Below are 26,360 nucleotides of genomic sequence, written 5' to 3' on the forward strand. Positions count from 1 at the left end.
GTAAATCCCCCTCATTCCCCCTTTTAGTAAAGGGGGAAGCTAAAAGGCAATAAAAAAGACCGCTAAAAGCGGTCTTTTTTATATCTGAGATCAAGTAATTAAGCTTGGCCTTCAGCAGCAGTTTGCGCACGTTGCAAATTCGCTTCGAATTCAGCATCGAAGTTAATTGGTGTAAGCAATAATTGTGGGAAGCTGCCTTTAGTAACCATATCGTTCACAGCTTCACGTAGGAATGGGAACAAGATATTTGGGCAGTAAGCACCAAGAATGTAAGGAAGACGTTCTTCTTCAACGCTATCGATTAGGAAGATACCTGCTTGAGTAACGTCAACGATAAATGCAGTGTCACCCGCATTGTTCGCTTGAACGACAACTTTCAGTGAAACTTCGAAGTGTGTTGGATCAACTTTTTCTGCAGAAGAAGAAAGGTTGATATTTAGTTCAGGCTGCCATTCTTTAGTAAATACTTGAGCCCCAGGTACTTCGAAAGAAATATCTTTAGTATAAATGCGCTCTAATGCCAATTGTGGTTGAGCTTGTTGTTCTTCACTCATTGTTTATTCCTTAATATGAGGTGACGATTTATGTTTAAAATTAAGATAGCATGCCGTCGAGTTTGCCTTCACGCTCTAAAGCATAAAGTTGGTCAAAACCGCCAATAAACTGATCATTAATAAAAATTTGAGGAACGGTACGGTGGTTGGTGCGTTGCATCAATTCAACACGTACTTCAGGCGCTTCATTTGATAAATTAATTTCTTTATAAGCCACGCCTTTACGCTCTAGGAGCTGTTTTGCACGAATGCAGTAAGGACATACAGTTGTTGAATAAATCGTAACTTCAGCCATGTTAATCTCCTAAGAAGCGGTTATTTGCTTTTAACTAGAGGTAAGCCTTGAGCTTTCCAGTTGCTAATGCCGCCGTCTAAACGGTATGCATCTGCATGACCGACTTGTTGCAATGCAGAACCTGCCACTTGACCAAGGTTACATACAAAAACCAACGGGCGATCAGAAGTTTTTAACTCTTCAATGTGTTTTGTAATTTGGCTATATGGAATATTACGGCTACCGCTAATATGACCTTCGCGGAAGTCTTTCGCATCACGTAAGTCAATCAATTGAGCATTTTTAGCTTTAACTAAAATCCCTAAAGATTGAGGTGAAATTTTGCGACCATTACGCTGGCCTTCAAGAATAAAGAACAGCACGACCAATACAGCCAGCGTTCCAAATAAGAAGGGGTGATTCCCCATAAATTCGAACCAACGTTCCACAATTCACCTAACTACAATTTTAAATTGCCAAGAGTATAGCCCATAAATATGGTGATCAAAATCACCCCTTCAAGGGCATAAACAGAATAAAAATTAATTTTTTTGCTGCGCTTCCGTGATTTCGTCGATCAGACGTAAATAACTGTCTAATCGGCGCGGTAAAATTTCGCCATTTTGAGCCGCCATTCTAAGCGCACATTGCTTTTCATGTTTATGCGTACAGTTACGGAACTGACAATAACCCAAATGTGACTCGATCTCAGGGAAACCTTGTTGAACTTTTTCCAGTTCTAAGTGCCATAAACCAAATTCACGGATTCCCGGTGAATCAATCAATGCAGAACCTTCACCAAACGCAATTAAGCGCGTAGAGGTGGTGGTGTGCTGACCGAGCGCGGAGTTTTCCGAAATAATATTGGTTTTTTGCGCAGCATCCGGAACAATGGCATTAATTAAAGTGCTCTTACCAACCCCAGACTGACCTACAAATGCGACAGTTTCACCAGAAAGTCGAGCAGAAAGTGCGCTTAAGTCACCATCGGATTGGGTTTGCATGACCTCATAGCCCAAGTCACGATATTCTTGTAATAGCGTTAAGATCGGATCGTTGTCTTTAAGTAAGTCTGATTTATTTAAGACCAATAAGGCTGGAATATCGGCATCTGCACAGGCCACCAAATAGCGGTCAATCAGGCCAGGTGCTGGCTCAGGAAGCGGTGCAAATACAATCACAATCAGGCTGACATTGGCTGCGACAGGTTTCACTTTGTGATAACGGTCAGGGCGTGTCAGTAAAGATTGGCGTGGATGAATCGCGGTAATAATCCCTAAACCTGTGATCGGGTCAGCTTGCCATTTGACACGGTCACCCGTCACCAATAATTCGAGATTGGTACGGGTATGGCAGCGCCAAACACTGCCTAATTCGATGGGTTTCCAATGTGGTTCAGGTTCACCAGCTTGCACAATAGGTTTTTCAGGATGTTGGTCGGGTGTAGACAGCGCTTGAACTTCAAGTTGACGACCATAATGTTGGACGACCAAGCCTTCCAAATCTGCAGAAGTATCGATTTCTTCCTGACGAGATTTATGTTGCTTCTGAATGCGACGTTGCTGCTGTTCAGTCAGTCGGCGCTTACGAATTAAAGCCATTCATATCCTAAAAAACCGTGAAAACTAGATGGCAAAAATAGCATGAAAGCAGGGTCTATTTACAGCGCAAGCCCAATAAATTTGCTACTATGTTCATTTTTACAGCCTAATAAGATTGCACATTTATGAGCAGCACACCTGATACACGCCTGATTTGGATTGACCTTGAAATGACAGGTCTAGATACAGATAACGACCAGATTATTGAAGTTGCAACAATTGTGACGGATGATAATTTAAATATTCTGGCGGAAGGGCCTGTGCTTGCGGTACATCAGTCTGATCGTGTGCTCAATGCAATGGATGAGTGGAACACTCGCCAACATGGTCAATCAGGTCTGATCGAACGTGTACGTCGTAGTAAATTGACAGCACAAGATGCTGAACAGCAAACTTTAGAATTTTTGAAAAAATGGGTGAATCCAAAATCATCACCGATGTGCGGTAACTCAATTTGCCAAGATCGTCGTTTCTTGCATCGTTTGATGCCTGAAATGGAACAATACTTCCACTACCGTAATCTCGATGTATCATCAGTGAAAGAATTGGCGAAACGCTGGCGCCCAGAGATTATGGGTGGCTTGAAGAAAAATGCCTCGCATTTAGCAATGGATGATATCCGTGACTCGATTGCAGAGCTTAAATACTACCGTGAATATTTCTTTATTATGAATAAAGACTAAGGTTGTAAGATCGAAAAAGAGGCGAAAGCCTCTTTTTTTATCCGAGATATTTTCTCTATCGTTGATAGATGTTGGCTTGATGAATTTCGAGAAAACTTGCAGGTTGAGCCAAATCAGTGAAGCCAAATTGACGATATAGACCATGTGCATCCGCCGTTGCAAGTAACATGCGTCTGAGATCTGCGGAGCCACATTTTTCAAATAAAGTACTCACAATTAATTTTGAATAGCCTTTGCCTCGATGCTCATCGGCGACATAAATATCGGCTAAATAAGCAAAAGTTGCATAATCCGTAATAGCACGACCAAAACCGATGAGTTCATCATCGAGAAGTAGAGCCACGGCCAAAGAGTTTTCAATCGCTTTTTTCACCACATTTTTCGGAATATCTTTTGACCAATAGGTATGGCTTAAAAAGCGATGCACGGTGTCTAAATCCATTTCATTTTTGTCATCGGTAATTTTTAAATTATTTGGCAGAGGATGGATGTCCATGGCAATACACACTTGAGTTTTAGATTTATGGTTATACTTTTTAAAGCAGACCTCCGTTCACTGTAAATGTTTATTTTGATGGATTTAGACCTGATGCGAATGCCGCTCTGTTGCGCTGTCTGCTGAATTGCGTTTTATCAAAGAAAATAAGTAGCGAATTTGCTAAAATGGCGGCTGATTTAACACAGCTTCCAAACCTATGACTGAACTGCTCCAAAATGATGAATATGACCGCCGTTTTGCTGGCGTAGCCAAAATATATAGTGATGAAAGTTTTCATCATTATGAAAAAAGTCATGTCATGGTGATTGGGATTGGTGGTGTAGGCTCATGGGCAGTCGAAGCTTTAGCGCGTACAGGTATTGGTGAGCTGACCTTGGTCGATATGGATGTGGTTGCTGCATCGAATATTAATCGACAATTGCCTGCCATGAGCACGACATTGGGACATGAAAAAATTGAAGTGATGGCAGAGCGCTGCCGTGCGATTAATCCCCGAATCAAAATAAATTTGATTGATGATTATCTTACACCTGAAAATGTCAAAGAAATTTTGGCAGGTGATCCTGACTTGATTTTAGATTGCATAGATGACGTGAAGGCCAAATTTGCCTTAATGCTACATTGCCGTTTTAATAAAATTCCGTTGATCGTTTCCGGTGGAGCAGGGGGTAAACTTGATCCGCTGAAAATCCGAGTCGCAGATTTATCAAGAACAGAGCAAGACCCAATGTTAGCCAAATTGCGCACACAATTACGCGGCAAAGGCATTTGTAAAAAGCCGAAAGAAAAGTTTGGGATTACCTGTGTTTATTCGATTGATAATCCATTTTCCAGTGCTGATGTTTGTCCAAGTGCGGGCTTACGTTGTGGTGGATATGGTTCAGCAGTAGTGGTGACGTCCAGCTTTGCGATGGTGGCTGTGTCAGAGGTGCTCAAAAAACTTGATGCAAAACGAGCAAAAGCATGACAGCTATCTCATTTTGAAAAAAAATAAAGCACCAAATTCGGTGCTTCTTTTGTATATAGAATTAAAATCAGACACAATGTTGGAATAATTAAAATATTGATTTTTTGGGGCGAGTATGTGGTTTTTACTGATACTAATTTTGGGGATGGGAGCACTTGCGTTTTGGATGTGGAAAAGACCCGATCCAGTGAAACGCGATCAGGCTAAAGCGGTTGGGCATGACTTGTGGATAGACCAATTAGATGCACAGCTGAAATTTGCAGAACGTTTAATGCTTGATGCACCAACCGACTATGCGCGTGCCTATGAGTTGTATCAAAATTTGGCCAAACAGCATGAAATTCCACAGGCCTATGTCGCTATGGGACAGATGCATTTACAAGGCTTAGGCCGAGAAGTCAGTGTGGAAAATGCGCTGGCTTTATTGGAAAAAGCCAATAGTTTAGGTAGTGATGATGCTGCATATGTGTTGGGGCAAGTTGAAGAAGGTATCTATGGCGGTGTACCCAATCTTGAAAAAGCGCAGTATTGGTATCGACATGCGATTTCACGCGGTCATTTGGATGCGCAATATCGACTCGCCGAACTAAACCCAGAAGATCAGACACATGCCGAGCAACAACATTTAGATTTGTTGCAAAAAAATGCGGACAATGGACATGCCAATTCACAGTATCAATTGGCACAGTTCTATTTAAACCAAGCCACGCCAAATATTACTTTGGGAGTGGAATATTTACTGAAAGCTGCTCAACAAGACCATATGGCGGCTATTCAGCAATTGCAGCAATTCTATGCAAAAGGAAAGTATCTTGCACAAAATGATGAAAAGTCATTGCAATATTTAAAGCGAGGATTGCTACTCGGGCACCAGCAGCAGTTGTATGAATATTATCAAGCAGTATTGATGGGTAAGATCGATGTCGATCAGCGTCAGCGGGTTTATCATGATCTTTTGCAGCAGGCCAAAGAGCACAAAGTTGCTGCAGCCAGCCGATTATTAGGTATTGCACATTTTCATGGTTGGTACTTGGAGAAGCAGGAAACTTTAGGTTTTCGCTTTCTGACCGAAGCTGCTCAACTTAAAGATGCTGAAGCGATTAGTCTTATTGCCGCACTGTATTTTGAAAAGTATTTGGTTCGTGATGATCCGCAAAAAGCATTTGAGTTATATCAAACAGCGTATCAATTCAAACCATTATTCATTAACCAAGTTGGTTTGGCCCTATGCTATCTACACGGGGTCGGTGTTGAGCGAAATATCAAGCAAGCGCAGCAACTTTTAATTGAAGCTGCTAGGGATTTAAATGAAATGTCCATTACTTGTGTCGCCGATCAGAATTATGTGATTGGACGTTTTTATGCATTGCCAGAATATCCTTTACCGCATCGTGATCAGTGTCTGAGTTATCTGGAAAAAGCCGCAGAACAAGGTTCGCAGGATGCTGCTTGGTATCTCTACCGTTTAGCCGTGGACAATATCTTACCTGATCTACAATTTGATGATGCTCAAACACAGCGGGCATTGTTGAAAGCGGCAAAATTAGGCCATCCTGATGCACTTACGCAACTAGGTCTAGTTAATTTAAAAGGACAATGGGGAACACAAGATTTCCAACAAGCATTGCAGTATTTCTCGCAAGCGGCAGCATTGGGTAATGTGACTGCCTTGTACCAACTTGGTGAAATGTCAGAACATGGTTTAGGTGTACAGCAAGATTTAACCCAAGCGCATAGCTATTATGCACAAGCGGCTCAGGGGATGAGTGCTGCGGCGTTAACGCGATTGGGCTATTTATATATTCATGGCATGGGCGTAGAGCGTGATCTTAAAATTGCACAGCAATATTTGGAAAAAGCGGCCTTGCAAGGCTTTGTCGAAGCACAAGAACAATTGGAGAATATTCACGCATTTTTAAATGCCAATTAATCGTGATGCAAGGCAGTAAGGTGGTATGAAGAGACCTGAAGTTTAGTTTGATGGTCTCTATATTTTTTTAATGCAGAAATAAATAGAGTAAAAGTAACATAAAGAATTGATGTGGAAATTTGAATTTTTACTTACATAAAACCCAAAAAAGCAGGCAGATTATGCCTAGAAAAATATGAGTTTTTTTGATTAAATACCCCGCATATTTTATAAAAATCTGATTTTAGATAATAACGATGCTGAACAATATTTATTCTGCACTTGAGAAATTGGGCATTAGTCCACAAAAACGTGCCTTGCATATTCAATTTTCCAACACCACGCTGAATGAACAAGTATTCTTGCAACGTATTGATGGGGAACATGCCTTAAGTGAAGGTTTGAATGTTCAGCTCATCTGTCTCTCAACTTCTGCCACGCTCGAACTGAAACAATTTATTGGTACGCAAGTCGCAATCGATCAGGTGACCGATGCGGGGCAACTTTTTCGTATTACCGGGATCATTACAGAAGCATTTCAAGGCCAAAGTGATGGTGCATTAACGCTATATAAGTTGACCTTAGAAGATGCAACAGCACTATGGCATAAGCGTCGTAATAGCCGTGTGTTTATGAATAAATCGGTCAAAGATGTGGTCGAGATTATTTTTAAGGAATGGCAAAAAAAGAGCCCACTTTTTGCAGCGAGCTTAAGTTTGGACTTAAGTGGCTTAAAAAAAGAGTATGACGTTCGACCATTCATGATGCAAAGTAATGAAACCGACTATGATTTTATTACCCGCTTATTACGCAGTGAAGGCATTCATTGGTTGGTTGATGAAGCTCAATCTTTTGTAACATCGTCTGCGACACCCATAGCAGCTCAAAAGCTACGTTTGATTGATGAAAATAATCAATATCAAGCTTTAGAGCGACGTAATATCCGTTTTCATCGTAGTAGTGCGACTGAAAAAAATGACAGTATGATCAGTTTTATCGGTCAGCGTAGTCTGCAACCGACGTCGGTACATGTGCAGCGGTGGCAGGCGGATGTGCTTGAACAGGACGAAGGTGGTGGTGCAGTACAAAGCAAGCACCTACATAGTCAAAATCAAGATAATGCGAGCTTAAGCTTAGAGCAGGCATGGCATGTGAGCCCTGCATGGATGCAAGATCTGAATGGTGAAGATGCTGCAACTGCCTCTAATAGTGCTCAAGTTGAACGTCTCAATCAAAATTTTAGTGATTATTATGCGGCTCAAGCCAAACAATTTATTGCCAAAAGTACCGTACGTGATACGCAAGTTGGTTATTGGTTCAAATTGGATGAGCATCCAGAGATTGACCAGCATCGTGGGGCCGATCAAGAGTTTTTGATTTTATCCAAGTCTTTTTATAACCAAAATAATTTACCCAAAGACTTAACCGATCAAGTTACACAACTGATCCATCAAAGTCAGTGGCAAGTCAAACAAAGCGACGCGGATGAACGCCAAGCCAATACTTTGGCTTTACAACGTCGAAATATAACGACCGTCCCTGAATTTAATCCGCTTACACATCGACCAGTAACACATCCACAGCGTGCTAAAGTTGTGGGTCCTGCTGGTGAAGAAATCCATGTTGATGAATGGGGACGGATAAAAGTCCGTTTCCTATTTACCCGTTCCGATGATCATGGTCATGATGGCGGTGCAGGTGCGAATAATAATGACACAGACTCGGCTTGGGTTGATGTACTGACGCCTTGGGCTGGCGAAGGTTATGGCGCGCGCTTCTTACCTCGAATTGGTGAAATAGTCGTCGTTGATTTCTTTGATGGCAACATTGACCGACCATTTGTCGTGGGGCGTATTCATGAAGCGCAGCGTAGTCCTACTAAATTTGACAATAAAGGACAATTACCAGATACCAAAAAACTCGCGGGAATTCGTTCTAAAGAAGTGGCGGGAGAGGGATTTGGTCAATTACGCTTTGATGACAACACGGGACAAATTAGTACGCAGTTGCAAAGTAGCCATGGTGCAACACAACTGAATTTAGGTCATTTAAGTCATCCTAAAGAAAAGGCTGAGAGTGAAAGTCGGGGTGAAGGTTTTGAGCTGCGGACCGATCAATGGGGGGCAGTACGGGCTGGGCAAGGCTTATTGGTGTCGACACATCAGCAAGCACAAGCAGGTGGGGTGCATTTAGCGAGCCATGAAGCCCATACACAAATCGAAAGCGCATTGAATAATGCTAAAGGGCTGAGTGATGTAGCGAAAAACCAAAAGACCGACCCTCTTGAGGTATTGGAGAGTCTTCAAGCCTTTATTGAGATATTAAGTCAGGATGATCAGCAAAAAACTGCTGAGTTTAAATCGGCCATTATGGTCTTGGCCTCCCCCAATTCGATTGCTTTAAGCAGTAATGAAGATATACATGTATCTGCAAATGGTCAGATCAGCCAAACTGCAGGCGATAGTATGAACATTTCCACGCAAAAATCTTTAATAGGTCATGCAGGCAAAAAAATCAGTTTATTTGCAGCGCAAGAAGGATTGAGAGCATTTGCTGGGAAAGGGAAAGTTGAAATTCAGGCACAAGGTGATGGACTCGATCTAATTGCACGTAAGGGCATTCAGATTATTTCAACCGAAGATACGGTATATATCACCAGCCCTAAAGAAATAAACTTAACTGCGGGTGGTTCACAAGTGAAAATTAATGGTTCAGGCATATTTCCAACCACAGGTGCGAAGTTTGAAAGTAAGGCAGGACAGCATAAGTTTGTGGAAGGTGAAAAGGTGGAGGTTCCACCAATTAAATTAAATTCGTCACCTTGTTACTTAACATTTGAAATTGTCGATGAATTTGGTAAGCCAGGACAAGGTGTTGAATATGTAGTTTTTAAATCTGATGGTACGCAAAAAATTGGTAAGACTGATGCTAATGGTAAAACCGAAAGATTTGAAACTGATGGTCCTGAGCAAATAGGTGTGCATATTTCAGATAAAGACGCTTCAAAATATAAAATTATGCAAAATAACTAAATTGGATAAGAAAATGGATAAATATTACGTTATTGATAATAAAATTCAGCTTAATAAGCAGGGTGGCGGTGCGCTCTCTAAAGTAAAATATAAAGTACAAATAGTACAAAATAACAAAGTAGTTAAAGAGATACAGGATGTAACTGATGAAAATGGGCAAACAAAAAATGTAATAGTAGAGAGTATTTGCCAACTAAGATTTTTTGTTTATGGATTTAAGAGTCCTTATTCAGCTAAAAGTGAATGGATGATCCCATTATTTTCTAAAAGTGATGTAAGTAATATTATTGTCATTGATGAAGAGAAGTTACTTGAAAACTCTAAATTTCCAAGTGAACAGAAATATGAATTAAGAAAGAAAGAATTAAGAAATACAATAAAAGTAATGAAAGAGAATTCTACGAAGGGAATTTTTTCAAACAATGGTATTGGAAAAATTAACTTTCAAAAATCAGTTTTTGAATTATCGGGTAGTAAGCCAATAGATCCAAAATTTGCAGAAATACTGAAAAATAAAAACTTAAGTAATAGTAATGGTTTGATTGAACCATTTGAGCGGTCACTTAAAGATTTAGGCAATAGTTATATTGAATATAAAAAGAAATGTACAAAAAAAATTTATAAAGCTAAGGTATTTTTCTTGAAGACGTATTCTGTTTTTCAGTTTATGAATTCACAGTCAAAACCTATATCTAATATTCAATATCAAGTATTTGAGAAAAATAATAAGAAACCAATTTTAAATAATTTTCCAAAGAGTGTTGAAAAAAATGGGGTAACAGGAATCGCATTCACAACCAAAAGTAGTCAGGTTAAATATAAAATAGGAAATCAAGATAAAGAGAGTGAGTTTTTTGCCCCGATCACTTGTATTGATAAAAATCAAATTAATCAAATTCGTATAGGTGTAGCAATGGGCGGGAGCAGCCCGAATGAAAATACTACTGTCGGCTTAGGTAAAGCTAAAAAAATACCCATTGTAGTCAATCCTCATACTGATGAATTGTTAATATTACCTCAGGATGCTTTCGATACATTTGAAAAAATAACGCGTGACTTAGAAGATTCTATAAAAAATATACATCGTACAAAATATGAATTAGACGAGAAAATGAACTATTTATCTAGGTCTACTGCTGAAATTGAAGAAATTGAAAAAAGATTAAATATTAATCAGCAAAAAGCGATAGAAAAATTAAATGAAAAATTTGGAAATAAAGCAGATTTGCGAGAAGTTTTGGTTTTAGAAACCAAAGGAGATACTAAAACAGGGGAAAAACAACTATTAAGAAAATATTTAACGGCGAAGGAATATGATCAATTAAAGTCAAAGCGACTAAATTTTGAGGCAAAAGTAAAAATAAAAGCTGCGGCAGTTAAATCTAGGAACTATGAAGAAGATGGTGATATAGAAATTGATTTAGTAGATATGAAGAAAAGCTTCGATGACTTAAAAGAGCAACTAAGCGTAGAAATTTATAAAAAGAAATTTGGTGATGATGAAAAAGTAATATACGACATGATAGGGGGGATTGGTGGCGAAATTGCAGAACAATATAAAAATAGTAAAGGGGTTAATGTTAGTGTTGAGTCGCAATGGATGCGCTTAGTTGCTGGAAATGGAGGCGAGGCTTCCATACATGCGACTAATAAAGGAACTTCAATTAGAGCAAAAGGAGACATCTCTGCCAAATTTGTGTTATTTGAAAAGCAAAAAGAGTGGAGAAGCTTTTATCCAAGTGAAAATGGTTGGAATTTAGAGTTGGGAGATATGGCTCTAGGTACTATTCGCTTTATTCGCGGTTGCAGTCTACATGGTTTTGCTGGTGCAAATATTGGATTGGCAGGTAATTTATCGGTTGATTTGCCAATGACTGTTGGTGCGCCTCAAGTTGTTTATCCTACGACACGGACACCGAGGCGTACTAATGCTACTTCCCGCGGAATTTTAGAGCCTACTGATACAGATTTTGACAAAACAACAGAAAATCAAGCATCAGCTGAAGTAAAAGCATTTGGTGGAGCCCAAATGGGTGTTACTGTTTTGGGCTCTTTAGAGTGGTATAACGATAAAACAGAAAGTCCGGCTAAGTTTGTTAATTTAGCCTCTGCTGCGCCGACGGTGGGTGGAAGTATTGGCGGTGGGTTTGAGGGGAAATTTCAAATATTTCTTGAAGGTGGAAAATTTAAATTCCGTGTGGCTTTGCATGTATGTTGGGGAATTGGGGCAAAGGGAACTTTAGACTTTGAAGTTGATTTTAAGCAAATGTGGCATTTTGCGCTGTTTGTAAAAAGTCAATTATTACAAGCGGCATTTAAACAACTTGTATATATTAATAAATTAGCTTTCACTGCATTAGCACAAATATTGGCTTATTGTATTGGAGATAATCATCCTTTGACACAAAATGTTAATGAATTAGTCATTGATTTTGATGTTTGGATTGAAGGACTATCTTCCGATCAACAACGTTATAGAGCCGCTATGAATATCAACTCACCAAGCGGTTTAGAAGGTTTAGTCATTGCTTCACCTGAAACCAAGGGGATATTGATTTATGGGGTAACACACTGGACAACTCGCACTGCTTCTTTGTTTGATATGACGATTAGCATGAGTGGTTTAGATGTAGAGATTAACCGTTTTGTAACACGAAAAAATGCCATTATTAATATATTTAAAACCTGTATCTCCACTCAGGAATGGATGAATGTCATTCAACATGTGCATCCTCGTGCTGAAACCCAGTCCAAAAGTAATATGCAAAAAATTGAAGGGGATATTATTCGCTTTTTAAACTATGGTGAAGATGCCAGTATTGCTGAAGATATTATTATTGCGCTCAATTCGCGGCAAGATTACGCAGGTGGTCGAGAGAACCAATGGTTAAAAGATTTCCTCAAATACCGTAAGCAGGCAAAACCGATACAAGGCTACCCTTTGAATCATTTAATTGTAAAAAATCAAGATGATATGCAATTTAAACAGTTAGATTATATGGGGGGTTATGCAGACAATACTGCTATTCTAGCATCAAATTTAGATATTCTAGCGCCATTTGAAGATCAGGAAATACAACTCTATCAAACATGATAGAGTTGTATTGGGTGAGACTACATAATTTTTTTAGTTTGGTTTACTACACAGCGTACAGAGTTGTCAAAGTTTGGATTGATTACTCCCTTAAATCTTTCAGGGAAATCTATTGGTTGAATAGGGTGGGTATGACTACGCCGTACGGTTAAACCCTCTCCCATCTGCAAGGTTTGTCCATCTAAAGGTTTAGCACTACGTAGTACTTTTTCGGCACCTGTTTTAGGGCCTTGCGGGTTTTTTTCTGGGGAGTGTTGATAGTAATCTGCTGCATACCAGTCGAGCATCCATTCGTAATTGTCTGTCGTTAAATCATAAAAACCTAGAGCTGAAGGTGGGTATTGTCCTACTTCAGAGATAAGTGACTTAGGTGCTTTATATTTTTTACGTAACTGTATACGTTGCTCAAAACTCCACACATTTACTCCATCTTCAATTTTTCCTGTATTGGTTGGAAAATGAATTTTTTGACCTCTATTACGAGCAGCATATTCCCATTGGGCTTCGGTCGGGAGATCTATGTCAAGTTTTAGTTGTTTTCCTAACCATTGGCAATAATTTCGTCCCTCTTGCCAAGAGACACCAGCAGACGAGTTAGGATATCTTGCTTTTGAAGATAAGGATTCAGTTGAGACCACTTTAGGCGTATTGGTTGCAGCACTGTATATGTCTAAATCTGCATAGGTGGCTTTATAAGCAGACATGCTAAAGCTATCTAGAGTTACTTTGTGAACAGGTTTGCTATCAATCTTGCTGTCATAATGATCAAAATCTCCCATCATAAAAGTACCACCTTCCACAAAAATCATGTTCTTCTTGGTTTTTTCTAGCAATTTTTGAATTTGTGCTTGTAATTCGGGAGAAACATTTTTTTGATTAGTAGAAGGAGTTTGTGGCTCATTCGCACTTTTTGCACAAGCACTTAAAGCAAAAGTAGATAGTAAAATAATGGCTAAATTTCGATTGATCATATTCTTTAAAATTATAGAGTTGTTAAAATACTGCCAAAGAATAAAGCAATTTTAATATCTCAAAAAGAGAGTTTTTGTTATTTAAACCCTTTAGATGTAAAAAAAGCCCCTCAGGGCTTTTTTAATATAAATCAAGGCAACTGCTTAATCGGACTGCCACCCAACGCCTGCATTAAAGTCACATAAGCATTGTATTGACTTTGCTTGGTTTGAACCAAAGATAGTCGAGCATTACGTGTGGTCTCCTGTGCATCAAGCAAGTTTTTCAACGCAATTGCACCATTTCGATAACGTACTTCAGTCAAACGCTCAGTCTTTTCTGCAAGCTGTACATTACGTTCTTGCAAAGCAACTTGTTGACTTAACTCAGTGCGGTTGGATAGCGCATTTTCCACATCGGCAAAAGCCTGATACAAGGTCTGACGATATTGAATAATAGATTTTTCATAATCTAAATCACTAATCGCAAGGTCTTTCTTCATATCGTTATATTGCAAGAAAGGTAAACTCAAACTCGCACCCAAAGCCAAAGCAGGGTTTTGTAATAAATTACTCAAAGAGGTACTACTCGAGCCTAAACTGCCAGTCAAACTGATCGAAGGGTAGTAACTCGCTTTCGTTGCATCTTTATTTGCCAAAGCTTTACGTAATCTTAACTCGCTTGCTTGTAAATCTGGACGGCGAGACAACAACTCGGCTGGTAAACCCGCTGCAATCGTCGGTAATGCAATTCGAGGTAAACGCTGCGGCTCTGAAATATTCAGTTGTTGCACAGGTTGATGTAATAACACAGCCAATGCAGTACGTGTTTCCACTTTTTGTTGGGCAATTTGGCTTAAGGTCGATTTTTGACTTTGGACCGACTGTTCGGCTTGCGTCAAATCCAAACCTGAAACAGCACCCGCTTTGTACTGAACTTTGACTAGATCATACGTCTTTTGCGTGCTGGCTAAATTCTGCTGAGCAATGCTATAGCGCTCATTTAAATAACCGAGCTGCCAATAGAGATTAGCAGTCGTAGCAATTAAACTTTGTGCAGTGGCTTGTAAATCTTGCTCAGTTGCCAAAGCTTCCCATTTGGCTGCTTCGGTTTGACTTGCCAGACGTCCAAACAAATCCAGTTCATAGCTTACACCTGCGCTAGCAGATAGTCCCCTAGAAGAATCATCCCCTGAGTTCAGATCAATATTGTGCCCAGTCGACACACTTGAACTCACGCGTGGCCCTTGTTTATTTTCAGCTAAACCTGCTTGTAGTCGAGCTTGCTGTAAATTAATACCTGCAACAGCAAGGTCTGTATTGGCAGCTAAAACTTGATTCACCAACTGGTTTAATTGAGCATCATTAAACAATGTCCACCATTGGTCAGCATAAGTATCTGCATGAACTTGCTGACTCATGGCTTTCGCATTTTGAAATTGCGTCGGGATTTGTGTTGCAGGGGCTTCATAAGGCGTCTTAACCACAGCGGCACAGCCGACTAAGCTACTTCCGAGAATGAAGGCACTTGCAAGTTTAGTTAAGGTCATTTGCATCATTATTTCCTTATTCGCGAGAAAGCGCATCGACAGGGTTAAGCTGTGCGGCATTACGTGCAGGAATAAAGCCAAACACAATACCAATCATACTTGAGCAGACAAATGCAGCAACGATAGACGTCGTTGAATAGGCCATTTGGAATGTTCCACCGGCAAAATGACTAATCAATTGTCCAATACCTAAAGATAATAAAACCCCAAGCACACCGCCTAAGATACACACCAACACCGCCTCAATCAGGAACTGCTGTAAAATATCACTTTGACGGGCACCCACGGCCATACGTACACCAATTTCTTGAGTACGCTCAGTCACCGAAACCAACATAATGTTCATGACCCCAATACCACCGACGATCAATGAAATCACCGCAATCGCTGAAACCAGTAAAGTCATTGTTGCAGTGGTTTGTTGAATGGTTTCACGGATACTATCAGAGTTTTGTGTAAAGACATCTTGCGCGCCATGACGTTGCACCAACAAGTTCAATATGGCGTTCTCAGCCGCAGCACTTGGGTATTCATCTTTTACGCGGACAATGATGCTGCGTACATTCGACTGACCTAACATACGACTCATGACCGTTGAATAGGGCAAATACACATTCAGGCTATCTGAGTTGCCCATCATGCTTTTTTGTTCTTCGATCACGCCAATGATACGGCTCGGCACACTGCCTAATAAAATCACTTGACCCACAGGGTTAGTGCCATCTGCAAAGAAGGTATTTTTAGTATTACTATCAATCACCACATCTTGCGCTTGCTCATTCACACTTTCTTTATCAAAAGGCTGACCCGAAGCGAAGTTCATTCCTTTGACATAGAAGAAATCTTCACTCACGCCATTCACTGTGGTCGACGCTTCTGTGTCTTTAAAACGTGCTGTGACAGATGAATTGACTGAAGGACTAACGCCATCGACATAAGGCTGCTCAGCAAGGGCCGTCGCATCGGCTGGAACCAATGTTTTTACTTGGGAGGATCTGGAATTATCACCAAAGCCTCGACCTTGATACACCGTGATGGTATTGGTACCTAAACTGCTGATATTTTCTAAAATTTGCTTTTGTGAACCATTCCCAAGAGCCACAACAGAAACCACAGAAGCGATACCAATAATGATCCCGAGCATGGTTAAAAATGTTCGCATACGGTGAGCATTCATGGCTAAAATCGCCATACGGAAGGCTTCACCTAAACGGTCAACGGCAGAGCGCCAGCTTGAGGTTTTTTTCTGTGTGTTTGGAACGAGTTGCTGTTTTTCTAAAGGTTCATCATCTGTTTCAGGCACATTGGACTGATCTGAAATGATATTACCGTCAGAAATTTCAATAATACGCGTCGCATTTTTTGCAACATTATGGTCGTGCGTGACCAAAATAATGGTATGACCTTTGGCATTGAGTTCGCGCAAAATCCGCATTACTTCAATACCACTATTCTTATCTAGTGCACCGGTCGGTTCATCGGCAAGAATAACATCGCCACCATTCATGAGGGCACGCGCAATCGATACACGTTGTTGCTGACCACCCGAGAGTTGGCTCGGACGGTTTTGGGTTTTTTCACCCAGTCCAAGATCGGTTAGTAGTTGCTTGGCACGTGCATTGCGTTCGGTTGCATCTGCACCGGCATAGATTGCGGGAACTTCGACGTTACCTGCAGCATTCAAATCACCGAGTAAGTGATAACGCTGGAAAATAAAGCCAAAATATTCACGGCGTAACTGTGCCAGTTCATCTGGTTCAAGTTCACGAGTTTCACGCCCCTTGACTTTGTAACTGCCATTGGTTGGCTTATCAAGGCACCCCAAAATATTCATGAGGGTAGATTTACCAGAACCGGACTGACCTACAATCGCTACCAGTTCACCTGGATAAATCTCAAGATTCACCCCTTTTAGAATCTGGACGGTGTTTTCTCCGGCAGGGAATTCACGCGTCAGATTCTTGACCTCGAGTAGAGGTGTTTGATGTTGACTCATGATTACATTCTCATTGGGCCGCCAGCACCACCACGGTTGCTGCGTTTCGCTGAATCATTAGAGGTATCTGAACCGTCGGCAATCACGACTTTGTCACCTTGTTTTAAGCCACGGATCACTTGTGCGGTCACACGGTTATTTAAACCAAGTAATACCGGTTGAGGTTGCGCAGAACCATCGACTTGTAGTACACGCACCATGGCAACGCTCGCTTTACCTTGTTTGACCAATGTTTTTTCAGCTTCAGTCAGTTCTAAACGTTTAGGACGGTTTGGATTGTCTTTGTTCGATCTAGTTTCTGCGCTGGCTTTTTTATCAGCAGATTCACCATTTGCAGATGCATTATTACGGCTACGTTGTGGACGGTTCGAGGTTTGAACGGCTGCGGCAGGTACAGTCAAGACATTCTTGGCTTCATCTAAAATGATATACACCTGAGCAGTCATATCGATACGCAATTTACCGTCTTCATTTGGGACATCAAATAACGCGTTGTAGTAAACCGCAGTACTTGAAGACGAAGAGGTGTTGTTGTTACTTTCGGTGTTAATTGAGTTTGGCGCAGGTTCAACTTGGCGCAGGGTAGCATAGTGTTTTGTTTCACTGTCGCCCAAGGTTGTAAAATAAACGTTTTGACCTTCTTGGACTTTCATCACATCGGCTTCAGAAATTTCCGCTTTAATGGTCATGGTGTCGAGTTTTGCCAATTTCACAATGGTTGGCGCACTTTGGTTGGCATTTACGGTTTGGCCTTCTTCAGTCACAATCGCCACGATGGTTCCATCCATAGGTGCAACAATTTGTGTATAGCCTAAGTCTTCTTTTGCAGTCGCTAAAGTTAAACGTGATTGTTCGATTTGTGCATTAATGGCTGCAATATCAGCTTGCGCAGTTTTATAACTTGCTAGCGCAGATTCAAGTTCTGCACGACTAGTCGCGTCTTGAGCGTACATTGCTTGTTGACGATTATATTCAGCTTGGACTTTTGCAAGATTTGCTTGTTTAACTGCCAATTGCGCTTGTTGGTTTTTGATGCTAGCTTCTGCAGTTTTTAAATCATTTTCCTGACGTACCGAGTCAATACGGGCAATCAGCTGACCTTGTTTAACTTCATCGCCGAGCTGCACATACATCTTTTTCACCTGACCAGAAACCTGTGCACCAACACTCACCATTTTGGTTGCTTCAAGTACACCTGTTGCAAGCACAGAGTTTTCAATGTCACCACGACTCACTTCAGCAGTAATATATTGCGGCTGAGTTTCTTTAGGTTTTAGGAAATGCCATGCAGTGACAGCGATTGCCAAAGCAACGATGATGGCTACGATCAATTTTGCTGGTTTTATTTTTGTCATGATTGGCAGTTAAAAGTTTATAAAGATGATTGAATTATAAGATTTAAATACGGATAAATTGTGAACTTTTTGAACAAACAGTAATGATAATTATTCTTTTATACTGGAATGTAAGTTATTACAGCCTTTTATTAGACTAAAAGAGTCTGCGCCCACACAAGCTGGCAATAGCTTGTTGTACCAAGTGCTCAGGATTTTCATGACCTAAACCTTTTATTGACGCGTCTAAACGAAGTAATAGGGCAGGCCAAGTCAAAAAATCGTTCGCATTTAAACGGCGTAACGCTTGTTGATACAGCCCGACTTTGGTTTTCCAAATACCAATTTGCAAGGCATTTTGTGGCTGCTCAAACAGTTGCATCAGCAAACGCATTTCCTTACTGATACTCCATAAAATCAGCGACATCGGCTCGCCTGAAGCGATTAAGTATTGAAAAATTTTAATTGATTGCGCCAAATTGCCTTGCAGCATGGCATCATTTAAATCATAGGTGGTGTAGCGTGACTGATCTTGTAAGCAAGAGTACAGATGATCTATCTGGATCATCTCTGCTTCAGGAAAAGTATCTGCAACACGCATTAAACTATTTTTTGCAGCCAGTAAGTTGTGCTCATGATGCTGTTCTAGCCATTGCCAAGCATCATTGGCGAGTTTAATGCCGAGCTTTTGTGCTTCAACGGCCAAAATTTGCTGACGATCTTTAGGGTAGTTTGCAGTCAGTGCAACATTGACTCCATTGGCATCAATGGTTTGGAAAAAACTGGTCTTTAAACTCGCACTGTCTTGCTTCGGCATGACCACGAGCAGCAAGTTACTTTCATTTTGCTGCAAATAGCTTTTTAACAATTTTAGTCCATTGGCATCGGGTTTAATGCTGCCATGTGCCTCAATTGCCAGTTGACTGGAAAATAATGACAAGCTATTTAAAGCATTAAAGACATTTTTCCAATCAGCAGCAGAGCTAATGTCATACCGTTGACGCTCGACTTCTCGAGTGTTCCAACTCTTACGAAATGCATCGAGGAGATTTTGTTCAAGTAATGGCTCTTGACCATGTAGCACCCAGGCACCTTGCGCTTCATCTACACGTTTTAATGCCTGAAGATAGTCAAGTTTCATAAATCAAAATTACTCAGCTTTGGTTGGTGCAGTTAGTGGGTTCGCTTTTGGTAAACGGTTTGATGAAATTTGGCGCACGATCTGTTGTGCAATGTCATCAATAATCACTTGTTTTAAATATTTTTCTTCTTGGTCATCGGTGTTCACGGTTGCTACGTCGTATTGGTAGCTACGTGTTGCCATCAATGTGCGGGGTTCAGTCACAGGGTTGCCTTGGGCATCTTCAATTTGGAACGTCACATTCAAACGCAGTAAAGTTTCAACCAATTTACCATTGAGTTCTAAACGTCGCGGAGTGTAATCCAACACATGTAAGACATATGCATTTTGATTATTGCTCAATTGCACGCCTGCAGAACCTAAATAAATCGCTAACTTTTCATGTAAGTCATCTGTATCTTCAGGAAGTGCCAATCGCATATTGGAATAGGCTACAGGTACAGCAGCAGGGTTGGTGCCTTTTAAATGAAAACCACAACCGACCATGCCTGCGCTCAGGCCCATAGTTAATACAATTGCAGCAACACGTTGAACCAAGTGCATAAAGTGTCCTCTGTTTCCCGAAGGGATAATGTTGAAATCCTGTGTGGATTGTAAAGTCAAAGCCCGTTGACTCGCAACGGGCTTTGTTTGGGAATTGTTTTTTAATCCCTCCCGACCTCCCTTTAAAAAAGGGAGGAGATCCGATTTTTTGTTGGGAGCGGGAAGTCCCCCTTTTATAAAGGGGGATTTAGGGGGATTAAATTAAACCACCAAATTCACTAATTTATTCGGCACCACAATTTCTTTCTTGGTTGGACCAGTCAAGAATTGCTGAACTTCAGGTAATGCTTTTGCTTGTGCCAAAATGTCATCTTTAGAGGCATCGACAGACACTTCTAATTTGCCACGAAGTTTACCGTTCACTTGCACTACAATCGTTTGTGTATTGCGAGTCAGCGCAGATTCATCTACAGCTGGGAAGCGTGCTGATGTTAATTCGATACCAAACTCAGCCAATAAGGTTTGGCTTAAATGTGGTGCAAACGGAGCAAGTAAAGTTAGAAGGGTAATGATTGATTCACGTGCAACAGCGGCATCGTTATCATCTTTTACTTCAAACTTATTGTTTGCGTTTAGAAGTTCCATCATCGCAGCAATCGCGGTGTTGAAGGCGTGACGACGTGCAATGTCATCACCCACTTTTTGAATGGTTTCGTGTGTTTTACGACGCAAGTCTTGTGCAGCGGTAGATAGTGTCGCTTTGTCGATGTTTGCAGCAGAGTTGCCTTGTTCAAGGAAACCAGATGCTAGGCGCCATACACGTTTTAAGAAACGGTTTGCACCTTCAACACCTGCGTCAGACCATTCAAGTGATTGATCTGGCGGCGCAGCAAACATCATGAATACACGTGCAGTATCTGCGCCATATTGGTCAATAATCGCTTGCGGGTCGATACCGTTATTTTTCGATTTCGACATTTTCTCTTGACCACCAACCACGACGTCTTGACCATCACCTTGATATTTCGCAGAAATGATACGGCCTTTTTCATCACGTTCTAAATCGATGTCAGCAGGGTTAAACCAAGTTTTCTTACCTGACTCTGATTCACGGTAGTAAGTATCCGCAAGCACCATACCTTGAGTAAGCAAGTTAGTGAATGGTTCGTTACCTTGTACTACACCTTCATCACGCATCAATTTATGGAAGAAACGTGCATAAAGTAAATGTAGAATCGCGTGTTCAACACCACCGATGTATTGGTTCACAGGTAACCAAGTTTGACCCGCTTCAGGTTTCACCATACCGTCAGTGAAATCTGGAGATGCATAGCGTGCATAGTACCAAGACGATTCTACGAAAGTATCTAAAGTGTCTGTTTCACGACGAGCATCGCCACCACAGCATGGACAAGTTGTTTCGTAGAATTCAGGCATTTTGTTTAGTGGGTTGCCTGAACCATCCGGCACCACGTCCGTTGGCAATACAACTGGAAGCTGTTCTTCAGGTACTGGAACCTGACCACATTTTTCACAGTTGATCATAGGAATTGGACAACCCCAATAACGCTGACGAGAAACACCCCAGTCACGTAAACGGAATTGAACTTTTACATTTGCAAGCTTTTGAGGCTCAAGTTTTGCAAGGAATGCATCGAATGCGCCTTGGAAATCTAAACCGTCAAATTCGCCTGAATTCACCAGTTTGCCTTCTTTAGAACCGTACCATTCTTGCCAAGTGGTTGCGTCAAAGTCTGCATCGTCTGCACCTTTGGCATCAATCACTTGCTTGATGGTTAAGCCATATTTGTTGGCAAATTCGAAGTCACGTTCATCGTGTGAAGGCACTGCCATCACCGCACCTGAACCGTAAGACATCAAGACGTAGTTTGCGATCCAAACAGGAACTTCTTCACCTGTAACTGGGTGCTTCACAGAAAGACCAGTTGCCATGCCTTTCTTTTCAGCAGTCGCAAGATCAGCTTCTGCAACAGAACCCATACGGCATTCTTCAATAAATGCAGCAAGCTCTGGGTTGTTTTCCGCAGCTTTAAGTGCCATTGGATGCTCTGCTGCAACTGCAACATAAGTCACACCCATTAAGGTGTCAGCACGAGTGGTAAATACAGTTAAGCCATCTGCATAAACGTCTGGATTCGCTGAAGGGAAGGTAATTTCCATACCCTGTGAGCGACCAATCCAGTTACGTTGCATGGTTAAAACTTGCTGTGGCCAGCCGTCTTTTAATGTGTCTAGATCGTCAAGTAATTCTTGCGCATAGTCAGTGATGCGGAAGTAGTACATTGGAATATCACGTTTTTCGACCAATGCACCTGAACGCCAGCCACGACCATTTTCAACTTGTTCGTTTGCTAAAACAGTTTGGTCTACAGGGTCCCAGTTCACTGTTGAAAGCTTACGGTAAATTAAACCTTTTTTATAAAGCTGAACGAATAACCATTGTTCCCAACGGTAGTATTCAGGTGTGCAAGTTGCAAATTCACGATCCCAATCTACAGAAAGACCTAACTTTTTAAGCTGATTACGCATGTAATCAATGTTTTCAAAAGTCCATTTTGCGGGTGCCACCTGATGTGCAATTGCCGCGTTTTCAGCAGGCAAACCGAAAGCATCCCAACCCATGGGTTGTAGCACAGTTTCACCTTGTAAACGGTGGAAACGGCTGATCACATCACCAATGGTGTAGTTACGCACATGACCCATATGCAGTTTGCCACTTGGATAAGGGAACATAGAGAGGATATAACGACGTGGTCCTTCTACTTGGTCGGCAACTTTAAAGGCTTTGCGATTTTCCCAGTCTTGTTGGACTGTAGGTTCAATCGCACTGGCTTGATATTCAGGGTCAATGTGAGTAGTCATAAACGTAAATAGAAATAACGGTTAAAAAGTTTGTGCTACAGCATAGCGCAAAATACGCCTAGAGTGAATTTTGCGATGCTGTGTAGATGTAAATAATTTAAGTCAAAATTGAAGGCTTTGGCGTAAATTATTGTGGTGCGGAGGCTACGGCTTGACCTTGGCGGAGCGCTGCATTGGCTTCGCGTTGTTGTTCCGCTAGTTGCTCATTTTGTTCATTCGACTGTTCGGCTTCACGTGAAACCTCTTCTTGGTTTTTTGCTGGAGTTGATTGCGTAGTCGTTGTTGCACCATAGGTATTCACTTTACCTTTACGCTGCGCATTTTTTGGCGGTGGCGTGGTGGTGTAATGCGTTGAACCTTTTGCATCCACCCACTTGTAATATTCTTTCGCTGAAAGGTCCAAACTGGTCAGGCAAAATGCCATGCTAGATAAAATACAGGCAGTGCGAGCAATCGTCTTCTTCATCATAAATTCAGTCCCATAGTTAGAGTGATCATGCAAAATTATGCTGAAAATTTTGCGCTTTTTTGACAGTAGAATCTATGCATTTTTTAGCACAAAGGATAAAAGGGGCATCGTGTGGAATGAATAACTTTGTGAATGATGAATTGTGGAATTAATAAGCAATCAAAATATTGTGTTTTTATCATTTAATCCATGCCTTAAGTTGAAAGTGAGGCAATTGAATTAAAAACCCACAGCAATTCATTTAATTTATTTATTAGATTTATAAAAGTATTTTATTAAATACATGCTAACTGGTTATAAATAAACAAACTACAAAGAATGCAAAGAACGGGAGTGTGCTTAAAAAGCAAACGGTCTGTAAGTAATCAGAAAAAAGCCCATTTTTAAACTTGACTTTAATGGTTGAAACTACAAAAATGCTGTCTTTAGTTTTATATGCCTTAGATCGATCACCCTTCGAATGAGTGCATTTTAGCAATGGACTTCTTCTCTAGCCGAGACGTTGAACAAAGCCAACAAAATATGTTTATCCCAACATGTTTTAGACCCCATATTGCTCAAACAGCAAGCAGGTCAGATTTTTTTCTTATTGCTATGAAAACTATGAAATTTGTGTGCTATAACAGAGCACACAGTTAATGAATTAACCACGACAAATGCCCTCCATTTGTGCGTGAAAAAAGATTAGGGTGAATCACGTTGGAACTTTTATCTGGTGGTGAAATGCTTGTTCGCGCTTTAGCGGACGAAGGCGTTGAACATGTTTTTGGATACCCAGGCGGCGCAGTACTCCATATTTATGACGCGCTATTTCAACAAGAAAAAATCAATCATTACCTAGTGCGCCACGAGCAAGCTGCTGGTCATATGGCTGATGCTTACTCACGTGTCACAGGTAAAACAGGTGTCGTATTGGTGACATCTGGTCCTGGTGCAACAAATACCGTAACTCCAATTGCAACTGCCTATATGGACTCAATCCCAATGGTGATTTTGTCAGGTCAGGTTGCAAGCCATCTTATCGGTGAGGATGCGTTCCAAGAAACGGATATGGTCGGTATTTCGCGCCCAATCGTAAAACACAGCTTCCAAGTACGTCATGCAAGCGAAATCCCTTCGATTATTAAGAAGGCATTTTATATCGCTTCAAGTGGCCGTCCGGGTCCTGTTGTTGTTGATATTCCAAAGGATGCGACGAATCCAGCAGAGAAATTTGCTTACGAATATCCTGAAAAAGTGAAAATGCGTTCGTATCAACCGCCGCATCGTGGTCACTCAGGTCAAATTCGTAAAGCAATTGATGAATTGATTCATGCTAAACGCCCAATTATTTATTCAGGCGGTGGTGTGGTTCAAGGCAACGCTTCTGCACAGTTGACAGAACTTGCACATTTATTGGGTTATCCAGTAACCAGTACTTTAATGGGTCTTGGTGCGTATCCGGGCAATGATGAACAATTCATTGGTATGTTGGGTATGCATGGTACTTATGAAGCCAATATGACGATGCACAATGCAGATGTGATTTTGTGTGTAGGTGCGCGCTTCGATGACCGTGTAACCAATAACCCAGCGAAATTCTGTCCAAATGCGAAAGTCATTCATATTGATATTGACCCAGCAACGATTTCAAAAACAATTATGGCGCACATCCCAATTGTGGGTGCAGTAGAGCCTGTATTGACTGAAATGTTGGCGCAATTAAAACAATTGAATGTGTCTAAACCAAATCCTGAAGATATCGGGGCTTGGTGGAAACAAATCAATGAATGGCGCCAAGTTCATGGTTTGAACTATGACAAACCAACTGATGGTTCGATGAAGCCACAGCAAGTTGTTGAAGCGTTGGATAAAATTACCAATAGTCAAGCCATCATTACTTCAGACGTTGGTCAACACCAAATGTTTGGTGCGCTTTACTACAAATACACACGTCCACGTCAATGGATCAACTCAGGTGGTCTAGGAACCATGGGTGTAGGTTTGCCATATGCTATGGCAGCTAAACTTGCCTTCCCAGATCAACAAGTAGTGTGTATTACTGGCGAAGCATCGATTCAGATGTGTATCCAAGAACTATCTACATGTAAGCAATATGGCTTGAATGTAAAAATTCTATGCTTGAATAACCGTGCATTAGGTATGGTTAAGCAATGGCAAGACATGAACTACGAAGGTCGTCACTCAAGCTCGTATGTTGAGTCACTTCCAGACTTCCCTAAATTAATGGAGGCGTATGGTCATGTAGGTATTCAAATTGACCATGCAGATGAACTCGAGTCGAAGCTTGCTGAAGCGATGGCGATCAATGACAAGTGCGTGTTTATTAACGTGATGGTTGACCGTTCAGAGCATGTATATCCAATGTTGGTTGCTGGCCAGTCAATGAAAGACATGTGGTTAGGCAAAGGAGAGCGCACACAATGAGACATATTATCTCTGTACTTGTAGAAAACGAAGCAGGTGCGCTTTCACGTTTGGTAGGTTTATTCTCTCAGCGTGGTTATAACATTGAGACATTAAACGTAGCGCCAACAGAAGATCCGACGCTTTCGCGTTTGACTTTAACCACGTATGGCGATGAGCATAAAATTGAACAAATCACCAAACAACTCAACAAGCTTGTCGAAGTTGTTAAAGTTGTTGATTTGTCTGAAGGTGCTCATATTGAACGTGAATTGATGTTAATTAAAGTCAAAGCACTTGGTTCAGCGCGCGCAGAAATTAAACGTACTGCGGATATTTTCCGTGGACAAATCGTAGACGTAACACCAACGACATATACCATTCAAATCGCAGGTACAACTGAAAAGATAGATGGTTTTATTGATGCCTTAGCTGAAAATACAATTCTAGAAGTTGTACGTTCAGGTGTTTCAGGTATCGCACGTGGCGAAAAAGTTTTAACTATCTAATTTTATAATTCACCTCACTCCTATGG

20 protein-coding genes are annotated in these 26,360 nt (G+C 41.0%); 7 read left to right on the forward strand and 13 right to left on the reverse strand.

Features of this window, described 5'->3' with window-relative positions; all coding sequences use genetic code 11:
• Positions 1–98: 98 nt before the first annotated feature.
• The 4 genes from secB to rsgA all read right to left on the reverse strand — a co-directional run bounded on the left by secB (position 99) and on the right by rsgA (position 2,429).
• Positions 99–554, reverse strand: a complete 456-nt coding sequence (secB, locus tag FTU02_RS10335; RefSeq protein ID WP_078189641.1) for a protein-export chaperone SecB — start codon at positions 552–554, stop codon at positions 99–101.
• 40 nt (positions 555–594) lie between these two features.
• Positions 595–849, reverse strand: coding sequence for a glutaredoxin 3 (gene grxC / locus FTU02_RS10340; protein ID WP_078189640.1), 255 nt, complete (start codon positions 847–849; stop codon positions 595–597).
• A 20-nt stretch (positions 850–869) separates the two neighbouring features.
• Positions 870–1,277: a rhodanese-like domain-containing protein gene (locus FTU02_RS10345; protein ID WP_078189639.1), complete on the reverse strand. Its 408-nt coding sequence runs from the start codon at positions 1,275–1,277 to the stop codon at positions 870–872.
• A 93-nt stretch (positions 1,278–1,370) separates the two neighbouring features.
• On the reverse strand, positions 1,371–2,429 hold the full coding sequence (gene rsgA / locus FTU02_RS10350; RefSeq protein ID WP_180004539.1) for a ribosome small subunit-dependent GTPase A: 1,059 nt from the start codon (positions 2,427–2,429) through the stop codon (positions 1,371–1,373).
• Between the two features lie 125 nt (positions 2,430–2,554).
• Here rsgA and orn point away from each other — a divergent pair, with 125 nt between their 5' ends.
• The gene (gene orn, locus FTU02_RS10355) at positions 2,555–3,112 is read left to right on the forward strand and encodes an oligoribonuclease (protein WP_067763591.1); all 558 of its coding nucleotides are present in this window, start codon (positions 2,555–2,557) and stop codon (positions 3,110–3,112) included.
• A gap of 55 nt (positions 3,113–3,167) precedes the next feature.
• On the opposite strand, the gene FTU02_RS10360 is transcribed toward orn, so the two are convergent.
• A complete protein-coding gene (locus FTU02_RS10360; protein WP_180156992.1) occupies positions 3,168–3,608 on the reverse strand; it encodes a GNAT family N-acetyltransferase in 441 nt (146 codons plus the stop codon).
• A 199-nt stretch (positions 3,609–3,807) separates the two neighbouring features.
• Between FTU02_RS10360 and FTU02_RS10365 the strand changes: the two genes are divergently transcribed.
• From FTU02_RS10365 to FTU02_RS10380, 4 genes are all read left to right on the forward strand, one after another.
• A complete protein-coding gene (locus FTU02_RS10365; protein ID WP_180156994.1) occupies positions 3,808–4,578 on the forward strand; it encodes a ThiF family adenylyltransferase in 771 nt (256 codons plus the stop codon).
• Between the two features lie 115 nt (positions 4,579–4,693).
• Positions 4,694–6,508 (forward strand): tetratricopeptide repeat protein, encoded by a 1,815-nt coding sequence (locus FTU02_RS10370; protein WP_180156995.1) that lies wholly within the window; start codon positions 4,694–4,696, stop codon positions 6,506–6,508.
• Between the two features lie 236 nt (positions 6,509–6,744).
• On the forward strand, positions 6,745–9,519 hold the full coding sequence (locus FTU02_RS10375; RefSeq protein WP_180156997.1) for a type VI secretion system Vgr family protein: 2,775 nt from the start codon (positions 6,745–6,747) through the stop codon (positions 9,517–9,519).
• A gap of 13 nt (positions 9,520–9,532) precedes the next feature.
• The gene (locus tag FTU02_RS10380; RefSeq protein ID WP_180156999.1) at positions 9,533–12,613 is read left to right on the forward strand and encodes a hypothetical protein; all 3,081 of its coding nucleotides are present in this window, start codon (positions 9,533–9,535) and stop codon (positions 12,611–12,613) included.
• A gap of 20 nt (positions 12,614–12,633) precedes the next feature.
• On the opposite strand, the gene FTU02_RS10385 is transcribed toward FTU02_RS10380, so the two are convergent.
• The 8 genes from FTU02_RS10385 to FTU02_RS10420 all read right to left on the reverse strand — a co-directional run bounded on the left by FTU02_RS10385 (position 12,634) and on the right by FTU02_RS10420 (position 23,419).
• Entirely contained in the window at positions 12,634–13,584 is a 951-nt protein-coding gene (locus FTU02_RS10385) for an SUMF1/EgtB/PvdO family nonheme iron enzyme (RefSeq protein ID WP_180157001.1), read from the reverse strand.
• Positions 13,585–13,715: 131 nt separating this feature from the next.
• The gene (locus FTU02_RS10390) at positions 13,716–15,119 is read right to left on the reverse strand and encodes an efflux transporter outer membrane subunit (RefSeq protein WP_180157003.1); all 1,404 of its coding nucleotides are present in this window, start codon (positions 15,117–15,119) and stop codon (positions 13,716–13,718) included.
• A gap of 10 nt (positions 15,120–15,129) precedes the next feature.
• Positions 15,130–17,109 (reverse strand): MacB family efflux pump subunit, encoded by a 1,980-nt coding sequence (locus FTU02_RS10395; RefSeq protein ID WP_180157005.1) that lies wholly within the window; start codon positions 17,107–17,109, stop codon positions 15,130–15,132.
• Positions 17,110–17,111: 2 nt separating this feature from the next.
• Positions 17,112–18,464, reverse strand: a complete 1,353-nt coding sequence (locus tag FTU02_RS10400) for a MacA family efflux pump subunit (RefSeq protein ID WP_180157007.1) — start codon at positions 18,462–18,464, stop codon at positions 17,112–17,114.
• Positions 18,465–18,600: 136 nt separating this feature from the next.
• Complete coding sequence (gene holA, locus FTU02_RS10405; protein ID WP_180055669.1) at positions 18,601–19,584, reverse strand: DNA polymerase III subunit delta; 984 nt, start codon at positions 19,582–19,584, stop codon at positions 18,601–18,603.
• A 9-nt stretch (positions 19,585–19,593) separates the two neighbouring features.
• Complete coding sequence (gene lptE, locus FTU02_RS10410) at positions 19,594–20,127, reverse strand: LPS assembly lipoprotein LptE (protein WP_078192675.1); 534 nt, start codon at positions 20,125–20,127, stop codon at positions 19,594–19,596.
• Between the two features lie 201 nt (positions 20,128–20,328).
• Positions 20,329–22,950 (reverse strand): leucine--tRNA ligase, encoded by a 2,622-nt coding sequence (leuS, locus tag FTU02_RS10415; RefSeq protein ID WP_180157009.1) that lies wholly within the window; start codon positions 22,948–22,950, stop codon positions 20,329–20,331.
• A 127-nt stretch (positions 22,951–23,077) separates the two neighbouring features.
• Positions 23,078–23,419: a DUF4124 domain-containing protein gene (locus FTU02_RS10420; protein ID WP_257227485.1), complete on the reverse strand. Its 342-nt coding sequence runs from the start codon at positions 23,417–23,419 to the stop codon at positions 23,078–23,080.
• A 699-nt stretch (positions 23,420–24,118) separates the two neighbouring features.
• Here FTU02_RS10420 and FTU02_RS10425 point away from each other — a divergent pair.
• Entirely contained in the window at positions 24,119–25,846 is a 1,728-nt protein-coding gene (locus FTU02_RS10425; RefSeq protein WP_078192673.1) for an acetolactate synthase 3 large subunit, read from the forward strand.
• Positions 25,843–26,334, forward strand: a complete 492-nt coding sequence (gene ilvN, locus FTU02_RS10430) for an acetolactate synthase small subunit (RefSeq protein WP_078189625.1) — start codon at positions 25,843–25,845, stop codon at positions 26,332–26,334. Before FTU02_RS10425 ends, ilvN begins: the two co-directional genes overlap by 4 nt.
• Positions 26,335–26,360 lie beyond the last annotated feature (26 nt).

This window comes from Acinetobacter sp. YH12045, assembly GCF_013419925.1.
Lineage (GTDB): Bacteria > Pseudomonadota > Gammaproteobacteria > Pseudomonadales > Moraxellaceae > Acinetobacter > Acinetobacter amyesii.

Excerpts from the sequence above, each read along its gene's own strand:
- secB (WP_078189641.1), bottom strand. The coding sequence starts at position 554 with ATGAGTGAAGAACAACAAGCTCAACCACAATTGGCATTAGAGCGCATT.
- grxC (WP_078189640.1), bottom strand. The coding sequence starts at position 849 with ATGGCTGAAGTTACGATTTATTCAACAACTGTATGTCCTTACTGCATT.
- rsgA (WP_180004539.1), bottom strand. The coding sequence starts at position 2,429 with ATGGCTTTAATTCGTAAGCGCCGACTGACTGAACAGCAGCAACGTCGC.
- orn (WP_067763591.1), top strand. The coding sequence starts at position 2,555 with ATGAGCAGCACACCTGATACACGCCTGATTTGGATTGACCTTGAAATG.
- FTU02_RS10360 (WP_180156992.1), bottom strand. The coding sequence starts at position 3,608 with ATGGACATCCATCCTCTGCCAAATAATTTAAAAATTACCGATGACAAA.
- FTU02_RS10365 (WP_180156994.1), top strand. The coding sequence starts at position 3,808 with ATGACTGAACTGCTCCAAAATGATGAATATGACCGCCGTTTTGCTGGC.
- FTU02_RS10370 (WP_180156995.1), top strand. The coding sequence starts at position 4,694 with ATGTGGTTTTTACTGATACTAATTTTGGGGATGGGAGCACTTGCGTTT.
- FTU02_RS10375 (WP_180156997.1), top strand. The coding sequence starts at position 6,745 with ATGCTGAACAATATTTATTCTGCACTTGAGAAATTGGGCATTAGTCCA.
- FTU02_RS10380 (WP_180156999.1), top strand. The coding sequence starts at position 9,533 with ATGGATAAATATTACGTTATTGATAATAAAATTCAGCTTAATAAGCAG.
- FTU02_RS10385 (WP_180157001.1), bottom strand. The coding sequence starts at position 13,584 with ATGATCAATCGAAATTTAGCCATTATTTTACTATCTACTTTTGCTTTA.
- FTU02_RS10390 (WP_180157003.1), bottom strand. The coding sequence starts at position 15,119 with ATGCAAATGACCTTAACTAAACTTGCAAGTGCCTTCATTCTCGGAAGT.
- FTU02_RS10395 (WP_180157005.1), bottom strand. The coding sequence starts at position 17,109 with ATGAGTCAACATCAAACACCTCTACTCGAGGTCAAGAATCTGACGCGT.
- FTU02_RS10400 (WP_180157007.1), bottom strand. The coding sequence starts at position 18,464 with ATGACAAAAATAAAACCAGCAAAATTGATCGTAGCCATCATCGTTGCT.
- holA (WP_180055669.1), bottom strand. The coding sequence starts at position 19,584 with ATGAAACTTGACTATCTTCAGGCATTAAAACGTGTAGATGAAGCGCAA.
- lptE (WP_078192675.1), bottom strand. The coding sequence starts at position 20,127 with ATGCACTTGGTTCAACGTGTTGCTGCAATTGTATTAACTATGGGCCTG.
- leuS (WP_180157009.1), bottom strand. The coding sequence starts at position 22,950 with ATGACTACTCACATTGACCCTGAATATCAAGCCAGTGCGATTGAACCT.
- FTU02_RS10420 (WP_257227485.1), bottom strand. The coding sequence starts at position 23,419 with ATGATGAAGAAGACGATTGCTCGCACTGCCTGTATTTTATCTAGCATG.
- ilvN (WP_078189625.1), top strand. The coding sequence starts at position 25,843 with ATGAGACATATTATCTCTGTACTTGTAGAAAACGAAGCAGGTGCGCTT.